Annotated in this window: 18 protein-coding genes, 2 tRNA genes and 1 pseudogene; 10 read left to right on the forward strand and 11 right to left on the reverse strand. The window is 60.7% G+C overall.

The window, feature by feature from the left end; all coding sequences use genetic code 11:
• Nucleotides 1-69: 69 nt before the first annotated feature.
• Entirely contained in the window at nt 70-675 is a 606-nt protein-coding gene (locus MHY13_RS11175; protein WP_239283145.1) for a hypothetical protein, read from the forward strand.
• A 184-nt stretch (nt 676-859) separates the two neighbouring features.
• On the opposite strand, the gene MHY13_RS11180 is transcribed toward MHY13_RS11175, so the two are convergent.
• The 6 genes and pseudogenes from MHY13_RS11180 to MHY13_RS11205 form a co-directional block, all read right to left on the reverse strand.
• A complete protein-coding gene (locus tag MHY13_RS11180) occupies nt 860-1279 on the reverse strand; it encodes an organic hydroperoxide resistance protein (protein WP_239283146.1) in 420 nt (139 codons plus the stop codon).
• A 54-nt stretch (nt 1280-1333) separates the two neighbouring features.
• Nucleotides 1334-1426, reverse strand: a pseudogene (locus MHY13_RS11185) (organic hydroperoxide resistance protein); the annotation flags it as partial.
• Nucleotides 1427-1434: 8 nt separating this feature from the next.
• On the reverse strand, nt 1435-2046 hold the full coding sequence (locus tag MHY13_RS11190) for a hypothetical protein (RefSeq protein WP_239283147.1): 612 nt from the start codon (nt 2044-2046) through the stop codon (nt 1435-1437).
• A 37-nt stretch (nt 2047-2083) separates the two neighbouring features.
• Nucleotides 2084-3655, reverse strand: coding sequence for a PTS ascorbate transporter subunit IIC (locus MHY13_RS11195; protein WP_239283148.1), 1572 nt, complete (start codon nt 3653-3655; stop codon nt 2084-2086).
• A gap of 11 nt (nt 3656-3666) precedes the next feature.
• Entirely contained in the window at nt 3667-4482 is an 816-nt protein-coding gene (locus MHY13_RS11200; protein WP_239283149.1) for a PTS sugar transporter subunit IIA, read from the reverse strand.
• 166 nt (nt 4483-4648) lie between these two features.
• Entirely contained in the window at nt 4649-5644 is a 996-nt protein-coding gene (locus tag MHY13_RS11205; RefSeq protein ID WP_239283150.1) for a DUF5067 domain-containing protein, read from the reverse strand.
• A gap of 111 nt (nt 5645-5755) precedes the next feature.
• Here MHY13_RS11205 and MHY13_RS11210 point away from each other — a divergent pair.
• Together MHY13_RS11210 and MHY13_RS11215 are read left to right on the forward strand one after the other, a co-directional pair.
• Nucleotides 5756-5829: transfer RNA gene (locus MHY13_RS11210), tRNA-Ile, on the forward strand.
• A 108-nt stretch (nt 5830-5937) separates the two neighbouring features.
• The gene (locus MHY13_RS11215) at nt 5938-6993 is read left to right on the forward strand and encodes a trimeric intracellular cation channel family protein (protein WP_239283151.1); all 1056 of its coding nucleotides are present in this window, start codon (nt 5938-5940) and stop codon (nt 6991-6993) included.
• Nucleotides 6994-7060: 67 nt separating this feature from the next.
• Here the strand turns inward: MHY13_RS11215 and MHY13_RS11220 are convergent, their stop codons facing one another.
• The gene (locus tag MHY13_RS11220; protein ID WP_239193505.1) at nt 7061-7597 is read right to left on the reverse strand and encodes a hypothetical protein; all 537 of its coding nucleotides are present in this window, start codon (nt 7595-7597) and stop codon (nt 7061-7063) included.
• A 143-nt stretch (nt 7598-7740) separates the two neighbouring features.
• Here MHY13_RS11220 and MHY13_RS11225 point away from each other — a divergent pair, with 143 nt between their 5' ends.
• Both MHY13_RS11225 and MHY13_RS11230 read left to right on the forward strand, forming a co-directional pair.
• Nucleotides 7741-9324, forward strand: coding sequence for a mechanosensitive ion channel family protein (locus tag MHY13_RS11225; protein ID WP_239283152.1), 1584 nt, complete (start codon nt 7741-7743; stop codon nt 9322-9324).
• A 135-nt stretch (nt 9325-9459) separates the two neighbouring features.
• The gene (locus tag MHY13_RS11230; RefSeq protein ID WP_239193509.1) at nt 9460-10548 is read left to right on the forward strand and encodes an alkene reductase; all 1089 of its coding nucleotides are present in this window, start codon (nt 9460-9462) and stop codon (nt 10546-10548) included.
• 147 nt (nt 10549-10695) lie between these two features.
• On the opposite strand, the gene MHY13_RS11235 is transcribed toward MHY13_RS11230, so the two are convergent.
• Nucleotides 10696-12366: an alkaline phosphatase gene (locus MHY13_RS11235; protein WP_239283153.1), complete on the reverse strand. Its 1671-nt coding sequence runs from the start codon at nt 12364-12366 to the stop codon at nt 10696-10698.
• Nucleotides 12367-12725: 359 nt separating this feature from the next.
• On the opposite strand from MHY13_RS11235, the gene MHY13_RS11240 reads away from it, so the two are divergent.
• Nucleotides 12726-13520 (forward strand): serine hydrolase, encoded by a 795-nt coding sequence (locus tag MHY13_RS11240; protein WP_239283154.1) that lies wholly within the window; start codon nt 12726-12728, stop codon nt 13518-13520.
• 474 nt (nt 13521-13994) lie between these two features.
• The gene (locus tag MHY13_RS11245) at nt 13995-14405 is read left to right on the forward strand and encodes a hypothetical protein (RefSeq protein ID WP_200435398.1); all 411 of its coding nucleotides are present in this window, start codon (nt 13995-13997) and stop codon (nt 14403-14405) included.
• Between the two features lie 79 nt (nt 14406-14484).
• On the opposite strand, the gene MHY13_RS11250 is transcribed toward MHY13_RS11245, so the two are convergent.
• A complete protein-coding gene (locus MHY13_RS11250; protein WP_239283155.1) occupies nt 14485-15270 on the reverse strand; it encodes an HAD-IIA family hydrolase in 786 nt (261 codons plus the stop codon).
• On the reverse strand, nt 15267-15560 hold the full coding sequence (locus MHY13_RS11255; RefSeq protein WP_239283156.1) for an acyl carrier protein: 294 nt from the start codon (nt 15558-15560) through the stop codon (nt 15267-15269). The genes MHY13_RS11250 and MHY13_RS11255 overlap by 4 nt, the downstream gene beginning before the upstream one ends.
• A 27-nt stretch (nt 15561-15587) precedes the next feature.
• On the opposite strand from MHY13_RS11255, the gene MHY13_RS11260 reads away from it, so the two are divergent.
• A complete protein-coding gene (locus MHY13_RS11260; RefSeq protein ID WP_239283157.1) occupies nt 15588-16586 on the forward strand; it encodes an alpha/beta fold hydrolase in 999 nt (332 codons plus the stop codon).
• A gap of 110 nt (nt 16587-16696) precedes the next feature.
• Here the strand turns inward: MHY13_RS11260 and aceE are convergent, their stop codons facing one another.
• The gene (gene aceE, locus MHY13_RS11265; protein WP_239283158.1) at nt 16697-19444 is read right to left on the reverse strand and encodes a pyruvate dehydrogenase (acetyl-transferring), homodimeric type; all 2748 of its coding nucleotides are present in this window, start codon (nt 19442-19444) and stop codon (nt 16697-16699) included.
• Between the two features lie 337 nt (nt 19445-19781).
• On the opposite strand from aceE, the gene MHY13_RS11270 reads away from it, so the two are divergent.
• Together MHY13_RS11270 and MHY13_RS11275 are read left to right on the forward strand one after the other, a co-directional pair.
• Nucleotides 19782-20180, forward strand: a complete 399-nt coding sequence (locus tag MHY13_RS11270; RefSeq protein WP_005324380.1) for a DUF3052 domain-containing protein — start codon at nt 19782-19784, stop codon at nt 20178-20180.
• Nucleotides 20181-20248: 68 nt separating this feature from the next.
• Nucleotides 20249-20321 (forward strand) — tRNA-Val (locus tag MHY13_RS11275).
• The last annotated feature ends 156 nt before the right edge of the window (nt 20322-20477 follow it).

Raw genomic sequence — 20477 nt, forward strand, 5'->3', positions numbered from 1 at the left:
TCTGCCAAGATGCGGTCTTCCACGAGACGGACCACACGGTCCTTCACATCCTGGTCAAATTTCCTTGGCATGTTCCAGATTTTCCCATCTACTCAAACGGAACAAAACCTGGGACACTTCACTCAGCAGAACATAAGGGAAGACGAGAAATGGTGGCAGCAGTTTAATTGGCTGATGGACAGGATTTTTCCCGCAACTGGACAAGAGCATAGCTTACCTTTAGAAGTCGCTTCGACTTTGTTAAATGGGTTAATCCTGCCTAGCAACGACGCATTGCGGAACTCCACTGCCTTGAAAGCATGCGAAGTTCTTTACAAGAGTGGTTTGTCTAGCGGTCGGACAGCGGAGCTTGAGGAGTCCATACTTAGAGTAGGGAAGGCTAATCCAGGAGCAGAAAGGCTGTGGGGGACGGTAATCCTGCGTCGAATCAGCGGGCTGAATGGTGTAAAGGATTTGAAGGTCGGTCAAAGAGTAAGGCTAAGTCAAGGAAGCCTACGATTAGACGCAGAGCTAAAGTATGGGGACGAGAAGTATGCCTTAGAGTTCAAGGTGGGGGTTCACTGCGAGCGGTTGAGTCGTATTTCCGTCAAGGTCTTGAGATGGAGAGAAAGCTTTCCGGAGAATACTCGGGAATTATTATCGTGTTTGCCGATTTTGCGGAGGATGATTTTCTAGAGAGTAGGGGGAAAGTTTGTTTGACCAGCCTCCATCGACTTCAGACAGAGGCTGATTTACAAAGGTGCATCGAAGAGATAAAGAAATAGCAATGGGGGATTCAGTGCTAACCACCCAATAAAACAAGCAAATAGGCTGGCGTTAAACTGATTAACACCAGCCTATTTGTCAATTTTGATTAGGATTAGTCCTGTGCAACACCAACGTTGACTTCGATGTTGCCGCGGGTGGCCTTGGAGTAAGGGCACATCTGGTGGGCGGCGTCGGCAAGCTCCTGTGCCTTGTCGTCCTCAACTCCTGGGATGGTGACCTCGAGGTCCACGCCGAGGTAGAAGCCCTCGTCGTTCTTGCCCAGGGAAACGCGGGCACCGACGGTGGAGTTCTCCACGTCTACGCCCTTGTTCTTGGCCACTGCCTTCAGGGCGGAGTGGTAGCAAGCGGCGTAACCGGCAGCGAAGAGCTGCTCCGGGTTAGCGCCCTCACCGCTGCCGCCCATCTCCTTCGGGGCGGTCATGGTGAAGTCCAGATCGGAATCCTTGACTACAGAGCGGCCGTCGCGGCCTGCTCCGGTGGAGAGTGCTTCGGTGGTGTAAACGGCGTCCATGATGACTCCTTTTCTATTGGGTCTTTGTACGTCCGCCGATTGTACGCAAGAACGCTAATCTTCGACGACGCTCACGGTGACCTCGATATTGCCGCGGGTGGCGTTGGAGTAGGGGCAGACTTGGTGGGCGGTGTGGGCAAGGTGCTGGGTGGTGGTTAGTTCGTGGTGGCCACGCGCTTGGTCCACACGCTTTTGTCCGCGGTTTGGAATGAGGCGCGCACCGTTCTATCGCCGGGCTTTTCGCAGGTGAGATTCCGCTGGTCGCTGCCCATGTGGCAATCCAGGCTATAGGACTGCTTGGTCACTGGGCTGCTGGCGGTGATATCTGCGTGGTATACCGCCGTCACTGTGGGATCTTTCGAACGCATGGTGTAGCTAGCCTGCATCGCGGCGTCGAAGACCGCAGCGGCGAATTCGCAGGAGGTCGCATCGCCGGCGTCGATGGAATCGCCAGACGAGGACGTCCCGCAGTAGCCGCCAATCTGGCCCACATTGATGTTGTGGTTGCCGCCGGCTGGCGGTGCGGGCTGCTCCGGTTCGGCCTGTTTGGTGACTGTCTCGGTGCGGCGTTGTTTCGTTTCCTTTTCCGGGCCGGATTCTTCTTCGGCTTCGCCCGCGGCAGAGCTATTGTCCTGTGCGGTGGAAAAGGCCGGCTCATTCGCCGGCGCGGAGTTGTTATCGGAATCGGAGCCGGAGCCGCAGGCGCTTACGGTGAGGCCAGCGGCGAGAAGGATGGACGCTACGGGGAATAAGGAAGGGCGCTGCATAGGGATACTGTAGCGCCCTTTGGGGAGTGGTGCGGGGTTACTGCTCGATGCGGGCCGGTGGAACCGGCGCGCCCTCGGGCGGTAGCACCTTGGGATACTTCTTGGCGGTGCCGGAAGAAGTGGCAGCCGCGGTTGCGCCCTCGGTGGTACCGGCAGCGCTGGTGGGGGCAGGGCGGTGCGGGGAGGGGTCCCAATGGGCGTCGACAAGCGTGCGCTGGCATACCCAGCCCAAGGCCAAAATGGCCAGCGCGATAAGGGCGATGAAGAAAAGCCCCAATGCGCCATCGGCGTGGATGGACCAGCCCAGCAGCAGGCCGAGCCAGCCAAAGTCGGCGTCGCCGAAAGTGGTATTCGCAGAGCCGAAGGAGCCCAGCACGCTGAGGAGGAACGCCGGCAGGAAGGTAATGATGAGGCCGTTGACAAAGGCGCCGAGTGCCGCGCCGCGGCGACCACCGGTGGCATTGCCGTAAACGCCGGCCGCGCCACCGGTAAAGAAGTGCGGCACGAGGCCCGGCAGAATCAGGGCAACACCAAAGGTTGGGTTGAGCCAGGTGGAAAGCACGGCAAGGCCCACCAGTCCGCCCACGAAGGAAGAGATGAAGCCGATGAGGACTGCGTTCTGGGCATAAGGGAAGACGATGGGCGCATCCAGTGCGGGAATCGCGCCGGGCACGACCTTGGCCGCGATGCCCTGGAACGCGGGCACGAGCTCGCCCAAAATGGTGCGCACGCCAAAGAGGATGACGGCCACAGCCACGCCGAACTGGAGGCCTTGGGTGACGGACTGCATCAAGAAATTGCCCACATTGGTGGCGCCATCAGGGAAGGCGGTAAAAGCTTCCTCCGAACCGGCGCGGGCAATGAATAGCACGGCGAGCACCACGTACATCAACGCCATGGAGAGGGCGGTTGCCACCATAGAATCGCGCAAGAAGCGCAGGCCTTCCGGCAGCTTCAGGTCTTCAGTGGAGGGCGACATTTTCTTTCCCTTGCCGCCCACCAGCTTGCCGACGCCGCCCGCAGCCAAGTACCCCACAGTGCCGAAATGCCCGATGGCAACGGAGTCATCGCCGGTAATCCGGCGGGTAAATGGGTGGGCGATAGCCGGCAGCGAGACCATGAGGATGCCGAGCAGGGCCGCGCCAAAGGCGATGACGACCCAGGACGAGTACCCGGCAGGGGCGAGCACCATGGTCAGAAGGGTAGCCATGAAGAGGACGTGGTGGCCGGTGAGGAATACGTAGCTCATGGGCGTGGAGCGGGCGAGGAGCAGGGAGACCACAAAGCCGAGGATCATAATCCAGGCGACCTGGCTGCCGAACTGGTCTTGGGCAATGCCGACGATGGCCTCATTGGTGGGAACCACGCCTTGCGCGCCGGTGGCGCCCGTAATCATGGCGCCGAGCGGCTCCAGCGAATCGGTGACGAGACCGGCGCCGGCACCAATGAGCAAGAAGCCAAGCGTGGCCTTGATGGCGCCGCCAATGGTTTTGCCGGTGCCGCGTCCCATCGCGGCCAAGCCGACCGCGGTAATGATACCGATGAGGAATGCCGGTACGGAGAGGATCTCATTGACAAGGAAGTTTGCTATAGCAAGAAGAAAATCCATGAGGATGCTCCTTAGATGTCATAGAGCTCGCGCAGAGCCCCATCGATTTCAGACATAGAGGTGAAGTCTTGGATGACGTAGACGGGAACGCCGACATCGCCAAGCGTTGCGGCGATTTCGCCGGAGGTGAGCAAGAAATCCGCCTCGCTCGCACGACCCTTGGCGGAGATGGTGTCTGTGGCTTCTACATTCAGGTACGGTCCCCAGCCCCATTCATCGAGAACCTGCTCGAGCGTGTTCTTAAGGAATAGCGAGGTTCCCAGGCCGTTGCCGCAGACCGTGAGGATCTTTCCCTTGGACGCGACAGAATCTGCTGCCGTGTGCTTTGCCTCCTGGGACGCGGGCGCCGCTTTCGGCTTGGCCGCTGGCTGCTTCTTGCTCGAGGCCGACGAGGTGAGAACCGCGCGGAGTTCTTCTTCGGATTCCGCGCGATTGAGCTCGTCACGCTTGGTGGCTAGCAGCTTTGCCAGCTGCTTCATCGCCTGCAGGTGCTCGGAGTCGTTGCGCGCGGCAAAAGCTACGACCAAGTCGACGGGATCGTTAGAGTCATGGCCGAATTCCACCGGCCTATCCAGCCGCACCCACGACAGGGAGGTTTCCTTCACCGCCTCCGAAGGACGCGCGTGCGCGAATGCGAAGCCAGGAGCAACCACAATGTAGGGGCCTGTTTCTTCTACGGACCGCACCATCGCGTTCGTGTAGTCCGCGGTGATCGTGCCTGCTTCTTCCAGCAGCGATCCCGCCAGCCGGATGGCTTGCCTCCAGTTATCCGCGGCGCCGTGTAGCTCCACCGCGCCGGGTGCCAAAAGGGAATCTAGTGTTGCCATGTGTATCTCCCATCACAGAAATAGTGACATCGGGGTGAATGTCACTGATGATTCTATGCTGTGGAGAAACCGGAGGTAAAAGCAGGGGTAACGTTTGCATAGACCTAATTCCGAACCGCCTCGAGTTGAGGGGGAGTAAGGCTGGGCAACCGCATTCACCGCGGATCTAGACGGAATGAGTGTCTTTCTCTTTTTTCTTCGGCAGCTCTGGGCTGGAGCCTTCGTCCCTCGGTGCCGGATCCATCGGGGTAGAATCTTCCAACTTGTAGGTTTGTGAGCCCACTTCTTCTTCGCCGTATTTTTCCCTGGCTACGAGTTCTACTGGGGTGGTAAGGTCATCGAGCTCGAAGGCGGCGGAGCTCTTGACCGTGCCGCCCTTTTTGATCTTGTCCATCATGTTGTCAGTGTCGATGTTTTCGCTGAAGCCGGTCTTGAGCTCGTTGACGGAGTTCTCGTCGTTGTCCTGGATTGCGGTGAACATGGAAGAGAAATCCACGGTGCGCAGCTCTTTGTCAGTCTTATTGGTCATCTCGTAGTCGAAAACGATGATGGGCTTATCGCCGATCCTATTGCCGGGCGAGCCCGGGTCGATGACGTGGTGCCCGGTAATTTTGACCGTGGCGGTTGGGATTTCCAGAACGTTGTCTTTGAAGGAACGGGTCGGATCGGTGTTTTGGAGCTCACTCGTGGTTTTGGGCTCGTCGTTAATTTTCTTCAGCGCGACGTCCAGTGGGACACTTTCCGTCTTGAACTTGAATTTAAGCTGATCGTCTTCGAGCTTGAAGTCCAGGTTGTCCGGCATCATGCCATCGGATACAGGATCCACGCCACCGGCGTCTTTCTTGGAGGCTACCGTTTCGCCCGTGGCTGCCTTGGCGGCGTCAAAGGTTCCAATCCATAGTGGCTCATTATTGTCGGAGCTGTAATCCCACTCTACGGTAATGACATCTTCGGTCACGCTAGCGGTGAAGGTAGATGTGTGCTCACCTTCGCCAATTTTTTGTTCCCACGTGCCAATGACGGCTTTCGCGTCTTTGGTAGAACCTTGGCTGTTAGAGGAGTTTTCGTCGGAGTTAGTGGAGGAGGCCTGGTCCGAGTCGGCGGAGCAGGCGGAGAGGGTTAGGGCAGCGGCGATAAGGAAGGAAGCTGTGATGTGGCGCATAATTTACTTATACCGGATGGGGCTGCACTGCGCTGGGCAAATTGGTCTTTAGCCCCGCATTGGCTACTCTTTTGGGAGCGGATCTTCGCCCTAGTGGTGTGTGATCCGCGTGGGGCTATAGCTCAGTCGGTTAGAGCTACGGACTCATAATCCGTTGGTCCCGGGTTCGAGCCCCGGTGGCCCCACGGTGAGAGGGAGGCGTCGGCAAGCAAGGCCGGCGCCTTTTCTCGTGCCTGGCTGCGCATATGGGTGTGCTAATTGCGCGGTGGCGGGCGGTGAAGTCTAATAACCATATGGTTGAAGTGGATCCGCTCATTGAATCTCTCTACCGCTGGTCCGATATCAGCGGCGTGCTGCTGATGGGAATCATCGGCGGCACCATGGCACGCAAGCGCGGCTATGACATCATCGGCTTTTTCTTCATCGCGATGTTTTCTTCCCTGGGTGGCGGCATGGTGCGCGACGTGCTCATTAACCGCGGCACCGTGGCGGCCATGAACCAGCCGGAATACCTTTACCTAGCCTTTGCCGGTGCGCTCATTGCCCGCTTTGTCTACTTCAAGGGCAAGACCTGGGATTATCTGCAAGCGCATGGCGACGCCGTCGTATCCGGCCTCTGGGCCGCCACCGGCGCCGTCAAGGCAATTACCTATGGGCTGCCGCTTATCCCGTGCATCATGATGGGCGTGTTTACCGCCACCGGCGGATCCATGATTCGTGACATCGTCATGGGGCGCGAGCCTAGCGTCTTTGGCGACAACCAGCCGACGGTTATCCCGGCCGTGGCCTGCGCCATCATCGTCTTGGTGGGCCACCACTATGACATGATGGCCGTGGGCATGATTATCGGGCCGCTGGTCTCCATCTTCTTGGCGCTGCTGGGCATTTGGGCCGGCTGGCGCGTGCCGGCGTACCAGGAATGGGCGCCGATTAATCACACCGCGGCGCAGGTGAAGGTGCTGGCGAAGAAGGCCGAAAATAAGAGCCGCGCGGTGGGGCGTCGGCTAGAGCCGCACCGCGTGCGCTCCTGGCGCCACCGTCAGATGGAGGCTGCACTGCAGCGCCGCATTGAAAAGGAAGTACGCTCCGGCAAACGTCGCAAGGAGGCCGCTGCGGAGGCTAGCGAGTTTATGCAGTCGTTTGAATCAGACGTCGATCAGCTCAGCGTCCAGGCCACCGAGTCCGAAAACACCGACTTCGGCGTGGACCTTAGCGGTGACTCCTATGAGGCAGAAGAGCGAGCCTCCCATGAGGAATCGCAGCGTCTGCTGGATTCCATCTTGGAAGATGACAAGCTTACCGATGAGCTCATTGACCGCCTCATGAAGCGTTATAACTCCCGCGACTAGGTCTTATGGCTTCGGCATTGCGGTTTAGCGCGGCGGCCTAGTTCGCGGAGGCCTGGCGGGAAACGGCTTAGCGCCCCACCGCGCCGCAGACCTGTGGGTCCGTGATATAGCCCTGCTCGCAGCCATGTTGGGTCTGGATTTCTCCGGAGCTCTTATTCCGGTTGCCATTGGCATCGTTGCCATAGCCGCACAGGTAGGCCGGGCAATCCGCGCTCGGGCCGCCGTTATTGGCTTGGCCCTGCTGCGGTGCCTGTTGCTGCGGCGCCGGCTGGACCGGCGGCTGGTTATTGGATTCCTTGCACAGTCCGGCAAACTCCACCCAGGTGCCGTCCGCGCACTGATACCCCGCGGTGTTGGCCTGCTGCTGGTTATTCGTTGCCGGCTCCGGGGTCTGCGTGCGCGGCTCGCGCTCCTGCGGAGTTTCGGTCGTGGTTTCTTCCGTGGTCGATTCCTCCGTGCTTGTTTCGGTGGTGCTGGTCTCGGAGGCGGTCTCCGTCACGGTTTCCTTCACCGTGGAGATGGTGGTGGCGGTGTCATCGCTGCCGCCGCAGCCGGTGGTAAAGAGTGCAAGGGAAAAGAAGGGGATAAGGAATGATTTCTTCATGCCCCACAGAGTAGCCAAGCCTGGCCGAGTCCGCAGGAGTTTGCGCAGGGCACAGAGGGTGCGCGCCGGCAGGGGCGGGCTTTGCACGGTTGCTGGCAGTCAACTGGCATCCAGTTTTCAGGCAGGCGGCCTACTCTAGGGGCATGAATCTGAAGTATTACTTCTACGAGCTGTGGAGCCTCTTTGTTGACCACGGCTTACCGCTTATCGCGCTATTGCTGATAGGCATTTTGATCCCGCGCATCGGCAGGCTGGCCATCCGCATTATGGAGCGCCGCCTCGATGAAGACGAAGAAGCCACCAAGGCGCGCCTGGCACTGACCGGTGCGCTGGTCTACATCGTGCAGGCGGCGGCGTACTTCCTCATCATCTGGGCTGCGCTGACCAATCTCGGCGTGCCCGCGGTAGGTGCGGCGGTGCCGGCGACGATAGTCTCGGCCGCCGTGGGCTTTGGCGCCCAATCCATCATTGCGGACTTTCTCTCCGGCTTCTTCATCCTTTCGGAAAAGCAATTTGGCGTGGGCGACTATGTCAGCTTCGATGGCGTGACCGACGTGGAAGGCACCGTGGTGATGCTGACCCTGCGCACCACCAAGGTGCGCACGCCCACCGGCGAGCTGGTCACCGTGCCCAATAGCTCGGCCGGCGCGGTCACTAACTACTCCCAGGAGTGGTCGCGCGCCGTGGTCAACTTTGACGTGCCGGTGCAAGAAGGCGAGACCCTGCCAGAAATCACGCGCCGGGTGCGCACGATTTCCGAGCAGGCCATCCAGGAACCGTCCATCGCCGTAGACGTCAATGGCGAGCTCGAGGTGCTGCCGGCCACCCAGCTGGTTGCCCCGCAGGCGGCCGGACAGTCGTGGCACGTGACCTACCGCGTGTTGGTTACCGTAAACCCCGCCCGCCAGTGGGCGGTGGAGCGCGCCATTCGCTCCGCGCTGCTTTCCGAGTTCTGGGATCACTACAACGTGGCCGACTTGGACGAAATCCAGCGCCCGCTTCTTCCGGCAGGCGACAATGCCGCGGCACAAGAGTCCGTCAAGGATGCCTCCGCGGCAGGGGAAGGCTCGCGCCCCGATTCCCAGCCGAAACACCCGTCGCCCGAGGCGGATGGCCCAGATAGCGACGGCCCCGGAAAGCCCGCGCTGCCGGATGACAAGGACCAAGAGCCCGAGCCCACCCAAGGCATCTGGCGCGCGCTGGAGACCAATACCAAGTTCCAAAAGATAGCGACCATTGGCGGCCGGGTCCGCGCCTCTACCACGGGTCTCATCCTGGCTCTGCTCGTCGTCGGCGCCTTGGCCCTGGCCTCAAGTAACCCCGAAAACGCGGATGCGGGCTGGCTCTCGCCCGAGCATTGGCGCGATAGCGGCGCGGAGGCCTCTTCCTCGCAGCTATCCGACGCCCCCTCCACCAACCCCACCCCCGAAACCACCGAGACTGGCACGCAGAACGAGCCGACGGAAGACAGCGCTGCTCCCACGGAGACCGCCAACCCGCAAGGCTCTAATGGCACTGGCACGACTGATACGCCTGCCGGCGGCGGTGGCCAGGGAACTGGCGCCACCGGCAATGCCTCGCCCGCCCCGAGTGCCGCCAACGGCGGAACCGATTCCGGCAACGGGGCCGGCACTGCGCCCACTGCCGGAAGTGATGCTGGCGAAGGCACCCAAGCTTCTGGAACCGCCGGCAGCACCGGCCAAGAGATCCCGGCAGAGCCGCGCTAGGAGGGCTGGCCTTCTACACTAAGTCGGTCCGTCCAGCGCTTATTATTGGGCGAGGTAAAGCTGGCATACACACTGGTGTCATTATCCTTTTGACAGTGGTGAAATAGTGCAGCCCGGCTGCGCGTTGCACTGGGCATGACTTCACTTTTCGAACCACTGGAACTTGGCCGATTCAAGCTAGATAATCGCGTCACCATGGCGGCACTGACCCGCCAGCGTGCAGGCGAAAGCGGTGTACCTACCGAGCTGCACCAGAAGTACTACTCGCAGCGTGCAACGGCCGGTCTGGTAGTTACGGAGGGAACCTTCCCGGCGTGGACCAACCGCGCATTCCCGGGCCAGGCAGGTATTGCGACCGACGAGCAGGCAGAAGGCTGGCGCGTCGTCGCAGACCGAGTGCACGAGGAAGGCGGCACCCTGTTCATGCAGATCATGCACGGCGGCCGCACCAGCCACCCAGACCTGATCGACGGTGCGAACCCGGAGGCGCCGAGCGCCTTTGATTGGGGCGGAACCGTGCGTGGCTTCGCTGGCAAGATGGACGCGCCGGTGCCGCGCGAGCTGAAGAAGGAAGAGCTGCCGCGCATCGTGGACGAATTCCGCCAGGGCGCGCGCCGGGCTATTGATGCTGGTGTCGACGGCGTGGAGATCCACGGCGCCAACGGCTACCTGCTGCACGAGTTCATGGCGCCATCTGCCAATAAGCGCGAGGATGAATTCGGCGGCAGCCCGGAAAATCGCTGGCGCCTGCCAGAGATGGTCATCCGCGCCGTGGTGGAGGAGATCGGTGCCGACCGCGTTGGCGTGCGTTTCTCCCCGGCACACAACGTGCAGGGTGTCATCGAAGACGATCAGGAAGACATGCTGGCTACCTACGGCGGGCTTCTCGACGCCCTGGCGCCGCTGAACCTGGCCTATGTGTCCTTGCTGCATGGCGAGCCGGACAGCGAGCTCATCGCCACGCTGGCGCAGAAGGCACGCGCAAACGGCGTGACCAAGGTGCTCATGAATGATGGCTTCCCCACGATTACCTCCAAGGAGGATGCCCAGCGCGAAATCGAGCTGGATTACGTGGATGCCGCAGTAGTGGGCCGCCAGCTCATCGCCAACCCGGACCTGGTGCGCCGCTGGCGCGAGGGCCTTGAGCTCAACGAGCCGGACCAGGATACGTTCTACCTGGGCGGCGAGCGCGGCTACATCGACTATGAGTATGCCGCGGACTAGGGAAGAATCCGCGGCACCAAAGGGGGCCCGACAGGCGGGCGAGTGATAGGTAGTGAAATTCCCCAGAGAGGGTCTTTCACTATCTCTATCGAAGGTGTACTACTCGTTCGTTAACACCGAGTACCTGTCATGTGACAGAACTTACAACTATTTACTGTAGCCCTCACCCGGGCGCCAGGTCATGGTCACGGCCTCGCGCACCGGGGACTTGGCGGTGAGCAGGTTATCCACGCGCAACCAGTGCATTTCCGCCGAATCCGGGCGCACGGTGACAAAGCTGTAGCCGTGGTGGTCCAGATCCACGTGGCGGGTGTGCGGGTTGGCGCCCATCAAGTAGCGCTCGGCCAGCTTGGACAGCTCATTGCCCTCCGGCAGCTTCAGCTGCTCGTTAACATTCGGCGCAGACACGGAGGCGCAGACCATCTCGGCGCCGAAGATGCGGCCATCCTTGCTGATATTGTGCGCCCACTCGGAGTGGATATCGCCGGTGACAAAGAGGGTGTGGGAGTTGTGCTTTGAGAGGGCGTCGATAAGCAAGCGGCGCTCCGCCGAGTAACCATCCCACTGGTCGCCGTTAACCGGAATGCCGGTGATATTGGAAGACAGCGAGGAAGAGACCGGCTTGGTCTTGTCATCTTGTTGCAGGGTAGCCAGGTTCATGGGGGAGAACATGACGGAATTGCCCAGCATATTCCACTTGGCAGAAGAGGTTTCAATCTTATTGAGCAGCCAATTGTACTGCTCAGAACCGAGCATTGTGCGGCCCTCCGCAGCCATCTTGCGCGGGCCAAAGCGCACCTGCTCATCGCGGTAGGTGCGCAGATCCATCATGGTCAGCTCCACCAGATCACCGAAGGTCAGGCTGCGGTAGAGGTGGCCCTGCTCGGATGGGTTGGTCGCGCGCACCGGCATCCACTCAAAGTAGGCCTGCATCGCGGCTTTGCGGCGGTCCAGGAAGGCTCCTTCCTCGCCTTCGGTGTGGTTCTCGGCGCCCTCGCGCCAGTTATCGTTGGCTACCTCGTGGTCATCCCACACCACAACCCACGGCAGCGCACCGTGCGCGGCCTGCAGGTTCTCATCGGTGCGGTAGCGGCCGAAGCGGATGCGGTAATCCTCCAGCGAGATAATCTCGTGCGCCGGGTGGTGCAGGCGCACCGGCCCATAGCCGGCGTATTCGCGCTGCGGATACTCGTAGATATAGTCGCCCAAGAAAATCATGTAATCCAGCTGATCCGCGCGGCCGCGCTGGGCAATATCGCCATAGGCGTTGAAGAAGCCGGACTCCCAGTTTGCGCAGCTGGCCACGCCGAAGGTGAGCTCTTCCGGGGAGGCGCTCAGCGCCGGGGCGGTCTTAGTACGGCCGACGGGCGAGTACTTATCCTGCGCCTTAAAACGGAAGAAGTACACGGTCTCCGGCTCCAAGCCATGCGGGTCCACGTGCACGGTGTGGTCCTGGCTGGCGTCGGTGGTCACTTCGCCCTGCTTGACGACGTCCCCGAACCCCTCATCCTTGGCAATTTCCCACTCCACCCAGGTGGCCTCGCCCAGGCCGGATCCCGGCATGGCATCGGCATCCGGGGTCACGCGGGTCCACAGGATGACCGAGTCCGGAATCGGGTCACCCGAGGCCACACCGTGGAGGAAGGGCCGCTCGCCCAGCTTCGGCTCCACCATGTGCTGCTCCACGCGCGGCGAGAGGCTGCTTTGGGCGTTGGCGGCTGCACCGGACAGAGCGATGGCGGCACCGGCGGTACCGGTGGATTGCAGGAAGCGGCGGCGGTTAACCGCGCTGCCCGTGTTCTTAGAATTATTAGACATGGTTGAAAGTTTTCTCATGTCTAATGGGTGTGCAACCGTTTCCTGCCCGATTCCATAAAATGTTCTTGTTGTTTTAACCGGTGGTTTACTTGGGCGGCCTCCTGGGGTCCTGACGCGTCTGGCGGTTGGGCGGTTTGGCGGTTTCGAGGGGCTTTCGCCGGCTTCTGTGGCTTAGGTCCAGTCTGATCGGGCTGATTTGAGGCCTTTAGGGCTGAATTGAGGGGTCCATTCGCTCAGATCGGCCCGATCACCTTGGACCTAAGGTGTGCGGGCCCAGTAGGCCAAAGGAGTGACCGGTTCAAAAAGGCGCGCCCAAAGCGGTCCAGTCCTTCCGAATGCGGCTCAGTAGGCTAGAGAGTATGAGTGAATTTAGCCAAATTAGCCAGTGGCCCGCGGATACGGTGGCCGGAGCCTTGCTGCACCGCGGCGAAGTGCAAGAAACGGTGGGAGATACCGCCCGCGAGTTTCCGGTGGCATCGGTAACCAAGCTGGTCGCGGCCTACGGCGTGATGCTGGCCGTGGAAGAAGGAGCCGTGGAGCTTGAGCAGCCGGCCGGCCCGGAAGGCTCCACGCTCGAGCACCTGCTTGCGCACGCCTCTGGGGTTTCCTTTGATTCCCGGGAGTCGCAGAAGCCGGTGGGCGAGCGTCGCATCTACTCCTCGGCCGGTTATGAGTGGGCCGCGGATACCGTGGCCGAAGCTACGGGCATGGACTTTGCCGAGTACCTGCGCGAAGGCATACTGGTCCCGCTGGGCATGGAGTCCACCCGGCTTGAAGGCTCGGCCGGGCACGGTTTGATCTCCACGGTGGAGGACCTCGCGGCCTTTGCTGTGGAAGTTCAAGACCCACAACTCCTGCACCCCTCCACCGTGGCCGACATGCGCCGCGTACACTTCGGCGGCCTGCGCGGCATCGTTCCGGGCTACGGCAGCTTCAAAAACTGCACCTGGGGTCTAGGCTTTGAAATCCACGGCGATAAGGATCACTGGATGGGCGCCTTGCCTGCCGACGCCGTCGGTCACTTCGGCATGTCCGGCACCTACCTCTGGGTCGCCGGCGACTATGCCATGGTCGCGCTCACAAACCGCGACTTTGGTGAATGGTGCAAGCCGCTCTGGAACGATACGAATACCGCCATCTGGAACTCTTTATAATCTGCTCGCTGTAGCGAGACGGGCGCCTTTCACTGGGGAAGTGGTGTGGTGGAAGGCTCCCCCGCGGGGCGGGGAGAAGTCGGGGAATTTTGTGCGAAATGGGGCCATCCGGCGCGGAAGACCGGCGTGAGCGCAAGAGCGGCGGTAGCGTGTGGGCCTAGTTGCGCGTTCCTGCGCGTGAGCAGGGCTTCTGTCGCCCGCCGTCAAGGAGGGCAAGAATTTTCTCAGCAAACTCCAAATTTCACATTTGTAACATTGGTTTCACTTGTAACTTTGGCCCCAGTCTGTACCTAGGGTTGAGGTTTAGCGAACGGGGGTTGAAGTGAAAGTTGAGGGTTGTAGGGAGGGGTGTGGCGCAGGAAAATTGTGAGCAGACGCATCAGACAGTTCGTTGGGGAAGACGAAGCTCGTCTTGCATCGCGCCGGGCTGGCAGGCCTCGTGCGGTGGTGATTTATGTCGAGGGAGAATCGGCTATGAATACGTGCGTTAACCCTGCGCCGGTTGAACAGCCGGCCTCCACCTCCACGTGGCCCTCCGTCAACGGCGGCGCCACCGTGGTCACCGGTGTGCTGAAGATTTCCGGGATGCCGCGCAAGCTGCGCTCGGAGATTGAACACGCCATGGATCGGTGCATCCGTACCGAGTCGGAATTTATCATTCCAGGCGATGACCCACTGACCGCTCAGTGGTGCACTCGTTGGTTCCGGGATGGGCTTTCCGTGGCGGCGCTCGCCCAAGGCGGGAGCGCCTGCGCCAACGCGGGCAGCGGTATCGGCTGCCACCAGGTGCTTACCGGCACCCGCGAGGAGCTGGACGCGCTTGATTGCGTCGTGCGCTACCTCGCGCAGCGCCACGGCTTTAGTGCTGCCGTGCGCCTGCCGTAGAAGGCGCGAAAGGGGTTGGACCAGCTGCTGCTGGCCAACCCCTTTGCTTCTGCCGACGGATGGTCTCCTCGAGAACGAGCTATTCCGCCTCCGCGAAGGGATCCATAATCTTGTCTGGCAGCTCTGCCACGGATTTCAGCACGGCCGACGGGCGGTACGGGTAGCGGGAAATCTCGTGGTCATCGGAAATGCCGGAACGTACCAGTACCGTGCGCATACCGGCCTCAAGGCCCGCCTTCACATCGGTATCCATGCGGTCACCAATCATGATCGTCTCCTCCGAGTGGGCGCCGATATTATTCAGCGCCGAACGCATCATGACCGGGTTAGGCTTGCCCACGTAATAAGGCTCGCGGTTGGTGGCGGCGGTAATGAGCGCAGCCACGGCGCCGGTAGCTGGAAGTACGCCCGTGGGGGCGGGGCCGGTGACATCCGGGTTGGTGGCAATAAAACGCGCACCATCGCGGATGAGGTTGATGGCGGTGGTAATCGCCTCAAAGGAGTAAGTGCGGGTCTCACCAAGTACCACGAAGTCCGGATCATCGTTGGTGAGGATCCAGCCCGCCTCGTGCATAGCGGTGGTCAGGCCGGATTCGCCTACTACGTAGGCCTTGCTGGAGCTTACCTGGCTGGAAAGAAAGTTCGCGGTAGCGGTAGCGGAGGTCCAGATGCGCTCTGCAGGGATATCCAGGCCGGTATTGCGCAGGCGTGCAGATAGGTCCCGCGGGGTAGACATGGAGTTATTGGTTAGCACCATGTACTCGATGTCATTGTCTTTGAGTGCCTGGATAAATTTATCGGCGCCAGGGATCATCTCACCTTCTTTGATGAGCACGCCGTCCATGTCTGATAGATAAGAAATCATTGGTGATCCTCCACATACTCGGCGATATCGCCGATGGTTTCGCTGTTGAGCATCGTCTCCTCAGAAAAACGCACCTGGAAGGCCTCTTCCGCGCGAACGGTAAGCTCCACCAGATCGAGCGACTCCACGCCGATATCCTTCAGGCGGGTCTCGCGGTCCAGGTCCTCCTCGGTCCCGGTGACCTTGCGGATGAGTGCAATGAGCTGGCCGAGAGTATCTCGCTCCGGCTCCTTGTCCGGCGCACTCGCATTAAACTTTGCCTGCAATTGGGCACTGAGGTCGTTTGCCATGCCCACCAGTCTAGTATTGATCCCGTTATGGCATTGAGAAAACGTTCTTCCGTTGTGGCGCGTAGTTGGCTCAAGCGCCTGCGCCCCTCGCACCGCGCCGAGCTAGAAAAGCTCTATGGCGGATTGCATGATCCCTCCACCGAGCCGGGGCTTACCCACATCAGCGCGTCCGGCACCGTGGACCACGATGGCCTAGACATTGCTTGGTATGAAGTAGGCCAGCAGGACGCCCCGGTGACGGTGGTCTTCATTCACGGCTACTGCCTGTCCTCAGAAGCCTATTATGACCAGGCCAATTACCTGCGCGGCCGCAATGCCCGCGCACTCTTGGTGGACCTGCGTGGGCACGGCCAGTCCTCCACGGTCGACCCAGAAGAGTGCACCGTTGACGCGTCTGCCGACGACGTCCTAGCCGTCATCCGCGAGCGCGCTCCCCACGGCAACTTGATCATCGTGGGCCATTCCCTGGGCGGCATGGTTGCCTTGAACCTCATCCGCCGTGCGCCGGCCGAGGTGTATGAGCGCATCAAGGGTGCGCTGCTGATTTCTACTTCAATGCGCCGCTTTGCCGCCAAGGGCGTGGCCCAGATTTTGCAATCCAAGTCCCTGCACGCGCTCTACCGCCTGTGCCTGCGCTTGCCCGGGCGCGTCGATAACGCTCGCTTTGAGGCTGCCCGCTTTATTGCCCCGCTTTTCGCCGCGACCCTGGCCGGCTTTCCCCAGATGGAGAAGCTGCAGTTCCACGTTGCCATGCTTCTCGATACCCCCTTGGCCTCCTACTCCGGTTTCTTCGACGATCTTCTGGAACACGCTGAGTACGGCGCCGCCGAAAGGCTGGCGAAGCTCCACGGCGAGGTAGTGGTGGGAACTTCCGATATTGTCACCCCGCGTTCGCAATCCGAAGTGCTCTGTGAGAATTGGCCCGCCGCGAGCTTGCAGACGGTGGAAGGCTCCGGGCACATGGTGATCCTCGAAGATCCTGAGGCCATCTCCGCGGCGCTCGGACGCGTCCTCGACGCGATATAGGCAGGCTGCTCGATAGAGCCACTCTCGAGGCATGAAAAAGGGCGCCGCGGCGGGAAGCCGGCGGCGCCTTACTTGTTTTGGTGCGGGGCTAGCCCGCACCAATGCGGGAATTAGTCCTCGATGTGGGTGGTAGCGGTCGGATCATCCAGCTTGAGATCCTTGGCTGCCTTCTCCACTACGGAGCGCTCAATCTTGCCCTCGCGGGCCAGGCCATCGAGTACGGCGACGACGATGGACTCGGCATCGATGTTGAAGTAGCGGCGTGCGCCTTCGCGAGTATCAGAGAAGCCGAAGCCATCCGCACCCAAGGTGATGTAGGTACCTGGGACGTACGGGCGGATCTGCTCCTGCAGCTCGGTGGTGAAGTCAGAAACACCAACGAACGGACCCTCGTAACCCTTGAGCTGGGAGGTAGCAAATGCCTCGGTCGGCTCCTCGCCCTTGCGCAGGGCCTCCTTGTTACGGCGGGCACCGTCGCGGGCCAGCTCGTTCCAGGAGGTGACGGAGAAGATGGAGGCCTTGACATCGAAGTCGTCGGCAAGCAGCTGCTGCGCGCGCAGCGCCTCGTGCACGCCCACGCCGGAAGCCAAGATATTGGCGGCAATGGAGCCGCCCTCAGCGGTGTTGAAGTGGTAAATGCCCTTGTGCAGGCCCTCCACGTCCAAGTCCTCCGGCTCGGCCGGCTGGTGCACCGGCTCGTTGTAGACGGTGAGGTAGTACATGACGGCCTCGTTGTCCTCGCCGTACATGCGCTCAATACCGCGGGAGACCAGGTGCGCAACCTCGTAGCCGAAGGCCGGGTCATAAGAAACCACGGCCGGGTTGGTAGCGGCCAGGACAGGGGAGTGGCCGTCCATGTGCTGCAGGCCCTCACCGGTCAGGGTGGTGCGGCCGGCGGTAGCGCCGATAATGAAGCCGCGGCCCATCTGGTCACCGGCCGCCCAGAAGGCATCGCCGGTGCGCTGGAAACCGAACATCGAGTAGAAGATGTACAGCGGAATCATGGCCTCGCCTTGGGTGGCGTAGGACGTAGCTGCCGCGGTGAAGGAGGCAGCGGCGCCGGCCTCGGAAATGCCCTCGTGCATGATCTGGCCGTCGGTAGCCTCGCGGTAAGAAAGCATCAGGTCATGGTCCACCGGCACGTAGTTCTGGCCGCGCGGGTTCCAGATCTTCATGGTGGGGAACCAGGAGTCCATACCAAAGGTGCGGGCCTCGTCCGGAATGATCGGCACAACGCGCTTGCCCAGCTCCTTGTTGCGCATGATCTCCTTGAAGGTGCGCACCAAGGCCATGGTGGTAGCTACTTCCTGCTTGCCGGAACCCTTACGCACGGAGCGCAGCTTATCCAGTGCCGGTGCCTCGAGCGGGGTGAAGTCCTCACGGCGCTCCGGCAGGAAGCCGCCGAGCTCTTTACGACGCTCCAGCATGTACTTGATCTCCGGAGAATCCTTGCCCGGGTGGTAGTACGGCGGCAGGTACGGATCCTTTTCCAGTTCCTCATCGGAGAACGGAATCTCCTGCTTATCGCGGAAGCGCTTCAGGTCATCCAGGGTCAGCTTCTTCATCTGGTGGGTAGCGTTGCGGCCCTCAAAGTTGTGGCCCAGACCGTAGCCCTTAATGGTGTGTGCCAGGATGACGGTTGGCTTGCCGGTGCCCTTGTTCTCCAGCGCGCGAGCGTAGGCGGCGTAGACCTTGCGGTAATCGTGGCCGCCGCGGCGCAGTGCCCAAATCTCATCATCGGACATGTCCTCCACCAGCTTGGCCGTGCGCTCATCGCGGCCGAAGAAGTGCTCACGTACATAGGCGCCATCGTTGGCCTTGAAGGTCTGGTAGTCACCATCGGAGGTGGTGTTCATGACGTTGACCAGGGCACCCTCGGTGTCCTTTTCCAGCAGCTTATCCCAGCCACGGCCCCAAATAACCTTGATGACCTCCCAGCCGGCGCCGCGGAAGAAGGACTCCAGCTCCTGGATAATCTGGGTATTGCCGCGAACCGGGCCGTCAAGGCGCTGCAGGTTGCAGTTGACCACGAAGGTCAGGTTATCCAGCTCGTAGAGGGATGCGATCTGCAGCAGACCGCGGGATTCTGGCTCGTCCATCTCGCCATCGCCCAAGAAGGCCCATACGTGCTGGTTGGAGGTGTCCTTGATGCCGCGAGTCTCCAGGTACTTATTAAAGCGTGCCTGGTAGATAGCGTTAATCGGGCCCAAGCCCATGGACACGGTGGGGAATTCCCAGAACCATGGCATCAGGCGCGGGTGCGGGTAGGACGGCAGGCCTTCGCCCTCACCGCGAGAGACCTCTTGGCGGAAGCTATCCAGATCCTTTTCAGTCAGGCGGCCTTCCATGTATGCGCGCGCGTACATGCCTGGGGAAGCGTGGCCCTGGAAGAAGACCTGGTCGCCGCCCGAAGGATCGTCCTTGCCCTTGAAGAAGTGGTTCAGGCCGACCTCATACAGCGGGGCAGCGCCTGCGTAGGTGGAGATGTGGCCGCCCACGCCAATGCCCGGGCGTTGTGCGCGGTGCACCATGATGGCTGCGTTCCAGCGGATCCAGCGGCGGTAGCGCTTTTCCAGCTCCTCATCACCCGGGAACTCCGGCTCCATGGTGGTGGGGATGGTGTTGACGAAGTCCGTAGACGTCAACGACGGCACCTCAACGCGCTTCGCAGTAGCGCGCTCGAGCAGGCGCAGCATCAAGTAGCGTGCGCGCTCCGGATCGGAGTGGTCCAGCAGACCATCGAGGGAGTCCATCCACTCGCGGGTCTCTTCTGGATCATTATCGTGAAGATACGATGCAACGCCGTCGCGGATGAGGGGGAAGTTGGAGTCGCCCTGGTGGGCGTCCTTCTCGGCCATTTAAACCTCCTATTTAAGGGTCTGCACAGTTTGCCTACTAGGATACGCGCTCACAGATCCACAGTCGTTGTGAAGTCCGACTTAAGGGGACGTGCGGTACGTTACATTGCCATAACCAGTACCTTTGCAAAGTTTGTTGGGGTAAAAGAGGGTAGTTTGCTAACTCTGTGGAGCCAGCTGCGTTGGTGGCAGGGCCTGCAAAATGGGGGAATTGCGGCCCTTAGGCGGGTAAAAGGGGCCGGTGGACGTTAAAATGCTTCTATTAAGCCGCGATTTACCCGCAGGATGCGGGCGATACGCGGACCAGACATTCACTAAAATAGGAAGGAAATGCATAGTGGCTGACGCTGCAGTCAAGCTCGGAATCAAGGAAGGGCAAATCGCCCTGGAGCTTGGTTGGGACGAGGATTGCGATACCGCAATCTCTGAATCGATCGAGGCCGTGCTCGGCGATGACTTCTTGGAAGAAGAAAATGACGAGCTGTGCGATGTAGTCCTTCTTTGGTGGCGCGAAGAAGACGGCGACCTTGTGGATGGACTGGTGGACGCGAGCCGCCCGCTGGCCGATAACGGTGCAGTCTGGCTGCTTACCCCAGGTGCCGGCAAGCCAGGAACCGTAGAGCCTGGGCTCATCTCTGAGTCCGCTCAGCTGGCAGGCCTAGTGCAGACCAAGGCGGAGCGCCTAGGCGAGTGGCAAGGCTCGTGCTTGGTGCAGCGCGGCTACACCAAGAAGTAGGGCTTTACCTGCCGATTTGTGTTGCTTTAGCAACCTGCGCTACTGTTTCTAACAGCGCAAGAGCGCATGCGGCTTTAGCTCAGCTGGAAGAGCAATTGGTTTACACCCAATAGGTCGGGGGTTCGATCCCCTCAGGCCGCACAAGGTCAGAGCCCCTTTTCGAGAAATCGGAAAGGGGGGTTAAGGGTCAAAATGTGTGTCTGGCTCGGCGTGTCGCGGGGGTTAGATTTGGCCTTTTTGAATGCCGATTGAGTGGGTGTAGTCGGTGTCGATAGCGTTGTCGTAGAGGGCTGGGCG

Source organism: Corynebacterium sp. ACRPE, assembly GCF_022347435.1.
Lineage (GTDB): Bacteria > Actinomycetota > Actinomycetes > Mycobacteriales > Mycobacteriaceae > Corynebacterium > Corynebacterium tuberculostearicum_D.

Bases quoted from the DNA above. Each gene is read 5' to 3' on its own strand.
- MHY13_RS11175 (WP_239283145.1), top strand. From the start codon at position 70: ATGTTCCAGATTTTCCCATCTACTCAAACGGAACAAAACCTGGGACAC.
- MHY13_RS11180 (WP_239283146.1), bottom strand. From the start codon at position 1,279: ATGGACGCCGTTTACACCACCGAAGCACTCTCCACCGGAGCAGGCCGC.
- MHY13_RS11190 (WP_239283147.1), bottom strand. From the start codon at position 2,046: ATGCAGCGCCCTTCCTTATTCCCCGTAGCGTCCATCCTTCTCGCCGCT.
- MHY13_RS11195 (WP_239283148.1), bottom strand. From the start codon at position 3,655: ATGGATTTTCTTCTTGCTATAGCAAACTTCCTTGTCAATGAGATCCTC.
- MHY13_RS11200 (WP_239283149.1), bottom strand. From the start codon at position 4,482: ATGGCAACACTAGATTCCCTTTTGGCACCCGGCGCGGTGGAGCTACAC.
- MHY13_RS11205 (WP_239283150.1), bottom strand. From the start codon at position 5,644: ATGCGCCACATCACAGCTTCCTTCCTTATCGCCGCTGCCCTAACCCTC.
- MHY13_RS11215 (WP_239283151.1), top strand. From the start codon at position 5,938: ATGGTTGAAGTGGATCCGCTCATTGAATCTCTCTACCGCTGGTCCGAT.
- MHY13_RS11220 (WP_239193505.1), bottom strand. From the start codon at position 7,597: ATGAAGAAATCATTCCTTATCCCCTTCTTTTCCCTTGCACTCTTTACC.
- MHY13_RS11225 (WP_239283152.1), top strand. From the start codon at position 7,741: ATGAATCTGAAGTATTACTTCTACGAGCTGTGGAGCCTCTTTGTTGAC.
- MHY13_RS11230 (WP_239193509.1), top strand. From the start codon at position 9,460: ATGACTTCACTTTTCGAACCACTGGAACTTGGCCGATTCAAGCTAGAT.
- MHY13_RS11235 (WP_239283153.1), bottom strand. From the start codon at position 12,366: ATGTCTAATAATTCTAAGAACACGGGCAGCGCGGTTAACCGCCGCCGC.
- MHY13_RS11240 (WP_239283154.1), top strand. From the start codon at position 12,726: ATGAGTGAATTTAGCCAAATTAGCCAGTGGCCCGCGGATACGGTGGCC.
- MHY13_RS11245 (WP_200435398.1), top strand. From the start codon at position 13,995: ATGAATACGTGCGTTAACCCTGCGCCGGTTGAACAGCCGGCCTCCACC.
- MHY13_RS11250 (WP_239283155.1), bottom strand. From the start codon at position 15,270: ATGATTTCTTATCTATCAGACATGGACGGCGTGCTCATCAAAGAAGGT.
- MHY13_RS11255 (WP_239283156.1), bottom strand. From the start codon at position 15,560: ATGGCAAACGACCTCAGTGCCCAATTGCAGGCAAAGTTTAATGCGAGT.
- MHY13_RS11260 (WP_239283157.1), top strand. From the start codon at position 15,588: ATGGCATTGAGAAAACGTTCTTCCGTTGTGGCGCGTAGTTGGCTCAAG.
- aceE (WP_239283158.1), bottom strand. From the start codon at position 19,444: ATGGCCGAGAAGGACGCCCACCAGGGCGACTCCAACTTCCCCCTCATC.